The sequence below is a fragment of the Xanthomonas arboricola genome, from assembly GCF_002940665.1.
In the GTDB taxonomy this organism is placed as follows: domain Bacteria; phylum Pseudomonadota; class Gammaproteobacteria; order Xanthomonadales; family Xanthomonadaceae; genus Xanthomonas; species Xanthomonas arboricola_B.
Genome location: NZ_MIGY01000003.1, coordinates 97,648 through 109,367 on the forward strand (window position 1 = coordinate 97,648; position 11,720 = coordinate 109,367).

At 65.2% G+C, this 11,720-nt stretch carries 8 protein-coding genes; 3 read left to right on the top strand and 5 right to left on the bottom strand.

The window, feature by feature from the left end:
* Positions 1 to 52: 52 nt before the first annotated feature.
* A complete protein-coding gene (locus XarjCFBP7645_RS13985; RefSeq protein ID WP_104538015.1) occupies positions 53 to 1,576 on the bottom strand; it encodes a platelet-activating factor acetylhydrolase IB subunit in 1,524 nt (507 codons plus the stop codon).
* Positions 1,577 to 1,901: 325 nt separating this feature from the next.
* Entirely contained in the window at positions 1,902 to 3,020 is a 1,119-nt protein-coding gene (locus XarjCFBP7645_RS13990) for an acyl-CoA dehydrogenase family protein (protein ID WP_258079589.1), read from the bottom strand.
* Positions 3,021 to 3,172: 152 nt separating this feature from the next.
* Here XarjCFBP7645_RS13990 and XarjCFBP7645_RS13995 point away from each other — a divergent pair, with 152 nt between their 5' ends.
* From XarjCFBP7645_RS13995 to metH, 3 genes are read left to right on the top strand one after another with little or no spacing between them, the layout of a single operon-like run.
* Positions 3,173 to 4,168: an ArsR/SmtB family transcription factor gene (locus tag XarjCFBP7645_RS13995; protein ID WP_181126346.1), complete on the top strand. Its 996-nt coding sequence runs from the start codon at positions 3,173 to 3,175 to the stop codon at positions 4,166 to 4,168.
* A complete protein-coding gene (locus XarjCFBP7645_RS14000) occupies positions 4,165 to 5,337 on the top strand; it encodes a homocysteine S-methyltransferase family protein (protein WP_104538018.1) in 1,173 nt (390 codons plus the stop codon). The genes XarjCFBP7645_RS13995 and XarjCFBP7645_RS14000 overlap by 4 nt, the downstream gene beginning before the upstream one ends.
* Complete coding sequence (gene metH, locus XarjCFBP7645_RS14005) at positions 5,334 to 8,087, top strand: methionine synthase (RefSeq protein WP_104538019.1); 2,754 nt, start codon at positions 5,334 to 5,336, stop codon at positions 8,085 to 8,087. Before XarjCFBP7645_RS14000 ends, metH begins: the two co-directional genes overlap by 4 nt.
* Before the next feature lie 137 nt (positions 8,088 to 8,224).
* Here the strand turns inward: metH and XarjCFBP7645_RS14010 are convergent, their stop codons facing one another.
* Genes XarjCFBP7645_RS14010 through fucP form a run of 3 tightly spaced genes read right to left on the bottom strand, consistent with a single transcriptional unit; the run spans position 8,225 to position 11,720 of the window.
* A complete protein-coding gene (locus tag XarjCFBP7645_RS14010; protein ID WP_104538020.1) occupies positions 8,225 to 9,430 on the bottom strand; it encodes an AGE family epimerase/isomerase in 1,206 nt (401 codons plus the stop codon).
* Positions 9,427 to 10,413, bottom strand: coding sequence for a carbohydrate kinase family protein (locus XarjCFBP7645_RS14015; protein WP_181126347.1), 987 nt, complete (start codon positions 10,411 to 10,413; stop codon positions 9,427 to 9,429). Before XarjCFBP7645_RS14015 ends, XarjCFBP7645_RS14010 begins: the two co-directional genes overlap by 4 nt.
* Complete coding sequence (gene fucP, locus XarjCFBP7645_RS14020) at positions 10,410 to 11,720, bottom strand: L-fucose:H+ symporter permease (RefSeq protein ID WP_104538022.1); 1,311 nt, start codon at positions 11,718 to 11,720, stop codon at positions 10,410 to 10,412. The genes XarjCFBP7645_RS14015 and fucP overlap by 4 nt, the downstream gene beginning before the upstream one ends.

The window sequence follows — 11,720 nt, forward strand, 5'->3', positions numbered from 1 at the left end:
GGCAGCAGCGCCCTCTTCGATGCCGCAGCCCTGACTCCGCAACGCAGGCTGGTTATGGCGTTGCCGTGATGCCCGCCTCGCGCAGCGCCGTCGCCCAGATCGCATACCCGGCCTCACTGGGATGGGTGCCGTCGGGCATCAGCGCCTCGGGCAAGGTCCCGTCCGGCTGCAGCATCCGGGGGCCGATGTCGACCAGGCGCACGGACCGATCCTTGCCATAACGCGCGGCCAGCAGCCGATTGGTCTCGGCAATGGGCGCGCGCTGCGCATCCCCGGCATGGCGGCCACGCGGCATGATCGCCATCAGGATCAGCTGACTGCTGGGCAAACGGCGACGCACCTCGCTCACCACCGCCTCCACGCCCTGCGCGGTCTCGGCCGGCGTAGCCGCGCGCGATTGCGCGGTGCCGGTGAGGTTGTTGGTGCCGATATGCAGTACCACCCAGCGCGGATCCAGGCCGTCGAGCTCGCCCTGGCGGATCCGCCACAGCACATTCTGGGTGCGGTCCCAGCCGAAGCCCAGATTCAGCACCGGGCGGCTGCCGTACAACCAGCTCCAGGATTCGGGTCCGCTGACGCGCGTTGCCTGCGGTGGGCCGGCCCAGAAGTGCGTGATCGAATCGCCGATCATCACCACCTCGGGCTTGAGCGCGCGCGCTGCGGCCAGCGCCGCATGGTGACGCGCATACCAGTCGTAGGAATCCTGCTCCAGCCGGTCGACCGGAATCAGCGAGGTCGCAAAATCGCGGCCCAGCGCCGCAACCGGCTTGACCGGTGGCTCGCCGAGCAGGCGCGCCAGGGTCGGCTCGATCGCCTCGGCCAGCATGCGCTGGCCTTGCGTGTCCGGATGCAGGGCACCGGCCGGCGGACGGAAGCGGGTGTCGTAAAACAGCTCGGTGCGCAGCTTGCCGTCGCGCTGGAAGATCGATCCCACATCCAGGTAGGTCACGCGTGGATTGTCGCCATAGCGCACCGCCAGGCCCTGATTGATCTGCGCATCGCGGCGCGATTTCTCGCCGGAGAGGTCGCTGGGCAGCACGCCCAGCAGCAAGATCTGCGTGCGCGGCAATTTCTGTTCGATCGCCGCCACCACCGCATCGATACCGAGCTGGGCCTGCTCTGCGGTCTGGCCGAGGTGGCCGGTGTTGTTGGTACCGATCAATACCAGCGCGACCTTGGGCTGCAGGCCATCCACCTCGCCATTGGCCAGCCGCCACAGCACGTGTTCGGTGCCGTCGCCGCTGAAGCCCAGGTTGAGCGCGCCACGGCTGCCGTAGAAGGTCTGCCAGGTCGGCTGGAAATCCTCGTCCGGCGCCTTGGCTTTTTCGTAGTTCTGGGTGATCGAATCGCCGATCAACAACAGCGGCGTGTCGGCGTGCTGCTTCACCTGCTCCAGCACCTGCGCGTGTCGCTGTGCCCACCAGGCTTCCTGCAGGCGGTCGGTGGGCACGATCGAGGGCGGCGGCGTTTGCGCACCTGCCGCAGCGCAGACTAGCAACAGCCCCCAACAAACCAGCATGGGCGCAATGGCAGACAACGAGAGGCGAGGAACTACCGCGTGCGAAGACCGGGGCATGCGCGCACCAGAGGCTGGAGAAGCAGCGATTGTGATCCGCGTGCGCCGCACACGACAAGCGCGGACGCCGCCAGCTGCGATGTAACACTGCGAAGTGTTTGCCAGGTGCCGACGCCAGGCCACTGACACGGCGCATCTCTGATGCCAGGTCGCGCACGCTTGCGTGAGCGCGCGCCTGCGCGTGATGAAGCGCTATCGATAAGCTTCATCGCGCGCAGGCACGCTCCTATGCAATGGGAAGCAATCACCGCACCGAGCTGCCGGATCGACCGCTGCGCATCTTGGGCCGATCGAGCCGATGGCGGCGCGCTGCCGGATCAGCTGCTCAGCGCAGGCCGGTTTCGCCGCGCGCGATCACCAGGCGCTGGATTTCCGAGGTGCCTTCGTAGATCTCGGTGATCTTGGCGTCGCGGAAGTAGCGCTCCAGTGGCATTTCCTTGGAATAGCCCATGCCGCCATGGATCTGCACCGCCTGATGGGTGATCCACATCGCCGCTTCCGAGGCGGAGAGCTTGGCCACGGCCGCCTCGGTGCCGAACTTCTGCCCCTGCCCCTTCAACCAGGCCGCGCGCAGCGTCAGCAGCAGCGCTGCATCCAGCTTGCACTTCATGTCGGCGATCTTGGCCTGGGTCATCTGGAACGTGCCGATGGCCGCGCCGAAAGCCTTGCGCTCCTTGACGTAGGCCAAGGTCGCTTCGTACGCCGCACGCGCAATGCCGACCGCTTGCGAAGCGATGCCGATGCGCCCGGCGTCGAGCACGCTCATCGCGGTCTTGAAGCCTTCGCCTTCCACGCCCAGCACTTCCTCGGGCTGGGCGATGTAATCGGCAAACTCGATCTCGCAGGTGGCCGAAGCGCGGATGCCGAGCTTGGGCTCGGTCTTGCCGCGATGGAAGCCGGCGCGATCGGCGTCGACCATGAAGGCGGTGATACCGCGCGAGCCCTTGTCCGGCTCGGTCACCGCAAACAACACGATGTACTTGGCGACCGGGCCGGAGGTGATCCAGCTCTTCTTGCCGTTGATCACGAAGCTGCCATCGGCCTGCTTGACCGCGCGGCAACGCATCGCCGAGGCATCCGAGCCGGACTGCGGCTCGGTCAGTGCGAATGCGCCGATCTGCGCACCTTCGGCAATGGCGCGCACATACAGCTGTTTCTGCGCCTCGCTGCCGTTCTTCAAAATACCGGTGCAGAACAGCGAGTTGTTGACCGACACGATGGTGGAGTGCGCGCCATCGGCGGCGGCGATCTCGATCATCGCCAACGCATAGCTGATCGGGTCCATGCCAGCGCCGCCGTACTCGGCCGGTACCTCGATGCCCATCAGGCCGTTCTCGCCGAGCAGGCGGATGTTCTCCAGCGGAAACTCGCCGCTGCGATCGAATTGCTCCGCACTGGGGGCGATCTTTTCCTGGGCGATGCGGCGCGCCACATCCTGGATCATCAATTGTTCTTCGGTAAAGCTGAAATCCACGTCGCACCCCTCCAGGCCTAGGCTGAGTGCCCATTGTAGCCCCAACCATTCGCATGCGTATGTAGTTGACCCCACTCCCTGCCCGGCCGAAAATATCTCCATATCGCGATATAGAGATATTCATGGATCTGGAAGACTGGTCGGCGCGCCTGAAGGTATTTGCCGACGCCACCCGCGTCCGCCTGCTGACCTTGCTGGAGCAGGAAGAACTCACCGTGGCCGAGCTGTCGGCGATCACCCGCCTGGCCCAGCCGCGCGTGTCCACGCATCTGGCCAAGCTCAAGGAAGCCGGGCTTGTGCGCGACCGCCGCGCCGGCGTGTCGGCTTACTACCGTTTCGATGAGGTGTCGCTGGACCCGGCGCAACGCGCCCTATGGCTGGCACTGAGCACCGGCAGCGACGATCCGCTGCTGCGCCAGGACGCCGAGCGCGTGGCCGCGGTGCTGGCCAACCGCGCGGCCGACCAGAACTGGGCCGATTCGGTGGCCGGCGACATGGAGCGGCACTACTCCCCGGGGCGCACCTGGGAAGCGCTGGCGCGCACCGCCCTGCCCTTGCTGGAAACCGGCGACGTGCTCGACATCGCCTCCGGCGACGGCGTGCTGGCCGAGTTGGTGGCGCCGCATGCAACCCGCTACATCTGCATCGACACCAGCGCGCGCGTGGTCGCCGCCGCCAGCGAGCGCCTGCGCAAGCTGCGCAATGTGGAAGTGCGCGAGGGCGACATGCATGCGCTGCCGTTTCCCGATGCCAGTTTCGACCTGGTGGTGCTGATGCATGCGCTCACCTACGCAGCCAAGCCGGCGCAAGCAGTGGCCGAATCCGCGCGCGTGCTGCGCCCCGGCGGCCGCCTGCTGCTATGCAGCCTGGCCAAGCACGAACACCGCGCCGCGGTGCACGCCTATGGCCACGTCAATCTCGGGTTTGCTGCCAAGGAATTGCGCAGGTTCGCCGAGAAAGCCGGCCTGGACGTGTCCAGCCTGGAAACGGTGACGCGGGAGAAGCGCCCGCCGCATTTCGAGGTGATTTCGTTGATTGCGGCGAAGCCGGGAACTGGGAATCGGGAATCGGGAACCGGTGAAAGCAGCGCCACTGCCTCACGGAGAATCGCATCATGACGCCCGCGGTAATCCCCAATCCCCAATCCCCAGTCCCGTTTGCGCTGCCCTGGCTGCATCCCGAGCGCGCCGCCCGGCTCACTGCCGCGCTCGCCGAACGCATCCTCATCATCGACGGTGCGATGGGCACCATGATCCAGCGCCACGATCTGCAGGAGCCCGACTATCGCGGTACCCGCTTTGCCGACGGCTACGACAGCGCGCAGGTACACGTGCATGGCCCGGGCTGCGATCACGCACATGCGCCGGAGGGCCACGACCTGAAAGGCAACAACGATCTGCTGTTGCTGTCGCGCCCGGAAATCATCGCCGGCATCCATCGCGCCTATCTGGACGCCGGTGCCGACCTGCTGGAAACCAATACCTTCAACGCCACCTCGGTGAGCCAGGCCGACTATCACCTGGAACATCTGGTCTACGAATTGAACAAGGCCGGCGCGCAGGTCGCGCGCGCCTGCTGCGACGACGTCGAGGCGCTGACCCCGCATAAACCGCGCTTCGTGATCGGCGTGCTCGGCCCCACCAGCCGCACCGCCTCGATCAGCCCGGACGTCAACGACCCCGGCTACCGCAACACCAGCTTCGACGCCTTGCGCGACACCTATCGCGAGGCCATCGACGGCCTGATCGATGGCGGCGCCGACACGTTGATGGTGGAAACCATCTTCGACACGCTCAACGCCAAGGCTGCGCTGTATGCGATCGAGGAAGTGTTCGAAGCGCGCGGCGGGCGCCTGCCGGTGATGATCTCCGGCACCATCACCGATGCGTCCGGACGCACCTTGTCCGGCCAGACGGCGGAAGCGTTCTATGCCTCGGTCGCACACGGGCGGCCGCTGTCGGTGGGCCTGAACTGCGCGCTCGGTGCCAAGGACTTGCGCCCGCATGTGGAAACGCTGGCGCAGATTGCCGACGCCTATGTCAGCGCGCATCCCAATGCCGGCCTGCCGAATGCCTTCGGCGAGTACGACGAAACGCCGGAAGAAATGGCCCAAACCCTGCGCGAATTCGCGCAGGCCGGCCTGCTCAATCTGGTCGGCGGCTGCTGCGGCACCTCGCCGGATCACATCCGCGCAATCGCCGAAGCGGTCGCCGACCTGCCGCCGCGGCAAGTGCCTGTATCCAGCCGGACTAGCAACGCGGCCGCCCTTCTCCAGAGCATCGCATGAGCACTCCCCGCCACACCCGCCTGTCCGGACTGGAACCGCTGGTCATCACCCCTGACCTGTTGTTCGTCAACGTGGGCGAGCGCACCAACGTCACCGGCAGCGCGCAGTTCCGCAAGCTGATCAAGGAGGAGCGCTACGAAGAAGCGGTGGAAGTGGCGCGCCAGCAGGTCGCCAACGGTGCGCAGATCCTCGACGTCAACATGGACGAGGGCCTGATCGATTCGGAAAAGGCGATGACGCGCTTTCTCAACCTGATCATGTCCGAGCCGGATATCGCGCGCATTCCGGTGATGGTGGATTCGTCCAAGTGGAGCGTGATCGAAGCCGGCCTGAAGTGCCTGCAAGGCAAGAGCGTGGTCAATTCGATCTCGCTCAAGGAAGGCGAGGCACTGTTCATCGAACACGCGCGCAAGGTGCTGCGCTATGGCGCTGCCGCGGTGGTGATGGCGTTCGATGAAGTCGGCCAGGCCGATACCTGCGCGCGCAAGGTCGAGATCTGCACGCGCGCCTATAAGGTGTTGACCGAACAGGTAGGATTTCCGCCGGAAGACATCATCTTCGACCCAAACATCTTTGCCGTGGCCACCGGTATCGAGGAGCACGACAACTACGCGGTGGACTTCATCGAAGCCACCCGCCAGATCAAACGCACGCTGCCGCATTGCCATATTTCCGGCGGCGTCTCCAACGTGTCGTTCTCGTTCCGCGGCAACGAGATGGTGCGCCAGGCGATCCACTCGGTGTTCCTGTTCCATGCGATCAAGGCCGGCATGGACATGGGCATCGTCAACGCCGGCGGCATGCCGATCTACGACGAGCTGGACCCGGAACTGCGCGAACGCGTGGAGGATGTGATCCTCAATCGGCGCCGCGACGGCACCGAGCGGCTGCTGGAAATCGCCGAACGCTACAAAGGCAGCAAGGGCGCGGCGAAAGTCGAGGACCTGGCCTGGCGCGAGAAGCCGGTGCGTGCGCGGCTGGCGCATGCACTGGTGCACGGCATCGACGCATTCGTTGAAACCGACACCGAGGAAGCGCGCCAGCAATCCACCCGTCCGCTGGACGTGATCGAAGGCCCGCTGATGGACGGCATGAACGTGGTCGGCGACCTGTTCGGCGCCGGCAAGATGTTCCTGCCGCAGGTGGTCAAGTCCGCGCGCGTGATGAAGAAGGCGGTGGCGTATCTGCTGCCCTTTATCGAAGCGGAAAAGCTGCGGACCGGCGATGTCGGCAAGTCCAACGGCAAGATCATCATGGCCACCGTCAAGGGCGATGTGCACGACATCGGCAAGAACATCGTCGGCGTGGTGCTGGCATGCAACAACTTCGATGTGGTGGACCTGGGCGTGATGGTGTCGGCGCAGGTGATCCTGGACCGAGCGCGAGCGGAGAATGCGGACCTGATCGGCTTGTCCGGCCTGATCACGCCGTCGCTGGAAGAGATGTCGCACGTTGCACGCGAGATGCAGCGGCAAGGCTTCGAGATTCCGCTGTTGATCGGTGGCGCCACCACCTCGCGCGCGCACACTGCATTGAAGATCGACCCGCATTACACCGCCCCCACCGTGTGGGTGAAGGACGCCTCGCGTGCGGTGGGCGTTGCGCAATCGCTGATCTCGCGCGACCTGCGCCAGGCCTTCGTCGCCGCCAACGATGCCGACTACGCAGAGATCCGCGCGCGCCATCGCAACCGCGGCGACGCCAAACGCCTGGTGTCGCTGGAAAAGGCACGCGCCCAGCGCTTCGATGGCGACTGGGACACCTACACGCCGCCCGCCCCGCGCCAGCCGGGCCTGCATGTGTTGAACGACTATCCGCTGCAGGAGTTGATCGAGCTGATCGACTGGACCCCGTTCTTCCAGGCCTGGGAACTGGCCGGCAAGTTTCCGGCGATCCTCAGCGACGAGGTGGTCGGCACCCAGGCCAGCGAGTTGTACCGCGATGCACGCAAGATGCTGCGCACCATCGTCGCCGAAAAATGGCTCACCGCGAAGGCCGTGTTCGGGCTGTGGCCGGCCAATGCGGTAGGCGATGATGTTGTCGTGCTGACCGAGCCTGCGGAATCGGGAATCGGGAATCGGGAATCGCAAGGCGGCGCATCGGCGCCCGACCATTCCCGATTCTCCATTCCCCATTCCCTGCACTTTTTACGCCAACAAGTCGACAAACCCATCGACCGCCCCGACTTCTGCCTGGCCGATTTCATCGCGCCCAAGAGCAGCGGCAAGCAGGACTGGATCGGTGCGTTTGCGGTGACCGCCGGTATCGGTATCGACCCGCATGTGGCGCGGTTCGAAGCCGCGCACGACGACTACAACGCGATTCTGCTCAAGGCCCTGGCCGACCGTCTGGCCGAGGCGCTGGCCGAACGCCTGCATCAACGCGTGCGTACCGAATTCTGGGGTTATGTGGAAGATGAGACGCTGGACAACGAAGCGCTGATCGCCGAGCGCTATCGCGGCATTCGCCCGGCACCGGGTTATCCCGCCTGCCCCGAGCACAGCGAAAAGCGCACCCTGTTCGACCTGCTCGATGCCGAGCGTCATACCACGATGACGCTGACCGAAAGTTTCGCGATGCTGCCCACCGCAGCGGTCTCCGGCTACTACTTCAGCCATCCCAAGAGCCAGTACTTCGTGGTCGGGCGCCTGGGCAAGGAACAGGTGGCCGACTACGCCAGGCGCAAGGGCATCACCTTGGCATTGGCCGAACGTTGGCTGGCATCGAATCTGGATTACGACCCGGAATAAGAACAGCTGCAGACTGCAGACGTCGTAGGAGCGCACCCGGGCGCGATGAGGCTTTACCGGTAAAGCCTCATCGCGCCCGGGTGCGCTCCTACGCGGCGCCGACGTATTGCACGGCGGTGCCCTTGATCACACCAGCATCAAGCAGCCGGCCGCAACACGTTCAAGACTTCGTAGCACGCGCCCATGGTGTGGTAATCGGTCTTGCCGGCGGGGCTTTTTTCATCGCTGTACTTGCGGTTGTCCGCGTCCAGAATGCGGTACCACGCACCGTAGCGGTGGTCGACCATGTGCTTCCAGGAATATTCCCAGAGCTGGTCGTACCACTGCCAATAGCGCTGCTCGCCGCTGCGCTGCGCCAGCAATGCGGCCGCCGCCAGCGATTCTGCCTGCACCCAGAAGTACTTGTCGTCGTCGCAGACCTTGCCGTCCGGGTCGAAGCCGTAATACAGCCCGCCACGCTGCGCATCCCAGGAGCGCTCCACCGCCACATCGAACAGGTGTTGCGCGGTCGGCAACAGCCAGTCGGTCGGTGCGTAGCGATCCAGCAGCATCAGCAGCTTGGCCCATTCGGTCTGATGGCCCGGCTGGAAACCCCAGGGGCGGAACAGGTGCTTGGGGTCGTCGCGGTTGTAGTCCCAGTCGATGTTCCACTGCAGATCGTAGTGTTCCCACACCAGGCCGTCGGCCTTGGCCGCCTGACGCCGGGTCATGGTGTCGGCCAGCGACAGCGCACGGTCCAGGTAACGTTGCTCGCCACTGGCTTCGTAGGCGGCGATCATCGCCTCGCACATGTGCATGTTGGCGTTCTGGCCGCGGTAGCTGGTGAAGTTGAACTGCGCATCGGCTTCGTCGCGGTACAGGCCGAATTCCGGCTCCCAGAAATGCTTTTCCAGGAGCTGCCAGGTCTCGTCCATCCATGCGCGCGCCTCCTCGATGCCCGCCTTCAGGCCGCACGAGTACGCAAGCAGCACGAAGGCCACGCCATAGCAGTGATTCATGTCGTCCTCGACCACACCGTCGCGCAAGGTCCATGCGTAGCCGCCGGTGGCCGGATTGCGATGCACGTTGCGCAGATAGTCCAGGCCGTGACGTACCGCCTGCAGGTACTGCGCATCGCCGAATTCGCGATACGCCATCGCGTAGTTGAAGACGAAGCGCGTGCTGCTGACCAGATGCCGATGCCCGGCATCGTAGATCGAACCATCGTCGCGGAAATACTGGAAAAATCCGCCCGCCGGGTCGATCGCGCGCGGGTGGTAGAACGCCATGGTGTCGGCGATATGCTGACGCAGTACATCGGCCGAACGGAAATCGGGTGCGGGGCTCGCAGGCAAACGGCTCATGATTGTTCCTGGATCAGGGAATGGACTTCATCGACGCTCGGCATGGCCGCAAACGCGCCCTTGCGCGTTACCGCCAGCGCGCCGACCGCCGCGGCAAAACGGATCACCTCGGTGATCGCGGCGGCATCGCCGGACAGCTGCTCCAGCGTGGACGCACGCGTCGCCAGCTGAAACAGCAAGCCACCGACGAACGCATCGCCCGCTGCCGTACTGTCGCGCACCTGCACGCGGAAGGCCGGCACCTGGCCCGAATCGGTGCGTGTCTGCCAGTGCACCGGCCCGCCACCGTCAGTAACCAGCAACCAGCTGGCCTGGCCCTGCCAGAGCTTGCGGGTGACCGCGCTGGCGTCGCCATCGAGCGTGCCGGCCAGGTAATCGAGTTCTTCGCGCGAGAGCTTGACCACATCGGCCAGCGCCAAGGCCTCCCACAGCAGTGCAGCCGGGTCCACGTCCTGCGGCCACAACATCGGCCGCAGGTTGAGATCCAGGCTGACGATGGCGCCATCGGCGCGTGCGCGGCGCATGCCGTCCAGCGTGCATTGCGCGATCGCAGGCTCGGTCATGCTGTTGGAGCACACATGCAGCACGCCCGCCTGTGTGAAGCCGTCCGCGGCGAAATGCTCCGGCCGGAACAGCAGATCCGCCGCAGGCGGACGATAGAAACTGAAACTGCGCTCGCCGGCGTGATCCAGCGCCACGAAGGCCAGCGCGGTCTTGGCCTGATCGGTGCGCACGATGCCATCGGTGGCGACGCCGGCCTGCTGCAGGCTCTGCAGCAAAAAATCGCCGAACATGTCGCGCCCCAGCATGCCGACGAAATGCGCCGCGCCACCCAGCCGCGCCACCGCGACCGCGACATTGGCCGGCGCACCGCCGGCGTATTGCGCAAACGTGCGTGCCTCATCCGGACCGGCCTGCGGCAGTGCCAGCATGTCGATCAGGGCCTCGCCGAAACAGACCACCCGGTCCTTGGCAGCACTCATGCGTGCGCCTCCGCCAGTGCGCCGCGCAGACGCGAGCCCCAGATGCCGTAGAACACGATGTACAGGTAGCACACCAGCGGCAGCACGAAGGACGCGTGCAGACCGATGCTGTCGGCCAGCAGACCCTGCAGATACGGCACGATGGCGCCGCCGACAATGGCCATGATCAACAGGCTCGAGGCGCGGCCGGTCAGCGGACCGAGCCGCTCGATGCCCAGCGTAAAGATGGTCGGGAACATGATCGAATTGAACAGGCCGATCGCCACCAGCGCATACACCGCCAGCATGCCGCCACTGGCCATGGTCAGACCCAGCAGCAGTGCATTGATCCCGGCGAACACCGACAGCAGCACGCGCGGCGACAACTTGGCCAGCAAGGCCGAACCGATGAAGCGGCCGATCATCGCCAGCGTCCAGTACGCCGACACGTAGTGGGTCGCCTGGCGCTCGGTGAACCCGCCGATCTGCGGCAACGAGAAATAATTGACCATCAGGCTGCCGATCGCCACTTCCGCACCGACATAGAAGAAGATCGCCAAGACACCGAAGCGCACATGCGGATGCGCCAGCGCATCCAGCAGCGAATGCCCGCTGTCATCCTTCTGCGCGCCCGCATCGGTCAGAGCCGGCAGACGGAACAGGAACACGAAGATCGCCAGCAGAAACAGCACGATGCCCAGACCGATGTACGGCCCCTGCACGGCTTGCGCTTCCTGCACGCGATAGGCCAGTTGCTCGGCGTCCGGCAGCACCTTGAGCTGGTCGCCGCTCATCACGGTGTTGGACAGGATCAGCCAGCCACCGAACAGCGGCGCGATCGCCGTGCCCAGCGAATTGAGCGCTTGCGCCAGGGTCAACCGGCTGGACGCACTGCGCTCCGGACCCAACAGCGCGACATACGGGTTGGCGGCCACCTGCAGGATGGTGATGCCGGTCGCCAGCACGAACAGCGCGCCGAGAAATGCGCCATAGACGCGCAGTTCTGCCGCGGGCCAGAAGCCCAACGCACCGATCGCGGCAACCGCCAGCCCGGCCACGATGCCTTGCTTGTAGCCAAGCCTGGCCACCAGCCAACCGGCCGGCAGCGACATCAGGAAATAGGCGCCGAAGAAGGTGAACTGCACCAGCATCGCCTGCGCGAAGTTGAGTTCGAACACCGCCTTCAGATGCGGGATCAGGATGTCGTTGAGGCAGGTAAGAAAGCCCCACATGAAGAAGATGGTGGTGACGACCGACAACGCTACGCGGTTGTTGACGGGCGCCTTGTTGCCGCTTGGCGCAGTGGATTGCGTGGAAAGGGAAACCAT

What these genes read in the sequence shown, in the direction of transcription:
- XarjCFBP7645_RS13985 (WP_104538015.1), bottom strand. Translation starts at nt 1,576, where the DNA reads ATGCCCCGGTCTTCGCACGCGGTAGTTCCTCGCCTCTCGTTGTCTGCC.
- XarjCFBP7645_RS13990 (WP_258079589.1), bottom strand. Translation starts at nt 3,020, where the DNA reads ATGATCCAGGATGTGGCGCGCCGCATCGCCCAGGAAAAGATCGCCCCC.
- XarjCFBP7645_RS13995 (WP_181126346.1), top strand. Translation starts at nt 3,173, where the DNA reads ATGGATCTGGAAGACTGGTCGGCGCGCCTGAAGGTATTTGCCGACGCC.
- XarjCFBP7645_RS14000 (WP_104538018.1), top strand. Translation starts at nt 4,165, where the DNA reads ATGACGCCCGCGGTAATCCCCAATCCCCAATCCCCAGTCCCGTTTGCG.
- metH (WP_104538019.1), top strand. Translation starts at nt 5,334, where the DNA reads ATGAGCACTCCCCGCCACACCCGCCTGTCCGGACTGGAACCGCTGGTC.
- XarjCFBP7645_RS14010 (WP_104538020.1), bottom strand. Translation starts at nt 9,430, where the DNA reads ATGAGCCGTTTGCCTGCGAGCCCCGCACCCGATTTCCGTTCGGCCGAT.
- XarjCFBP7645_RS14015 (WP_181126347.1), bottom strand. Translation starts at nt 10,413, where the DNA reads ATGAGTGCTGCCAAGGACCGGGTGGTCTGTTTCGGCGAGGCCCTGATC.
- fucP (WP_104538022.1), bottom strand. Translation starts at nt 11,720, where the DNA reads ATGGTTTCCCTTTCCACGCAATCCACTGCGCCAAGCGGCAACAAGGCG.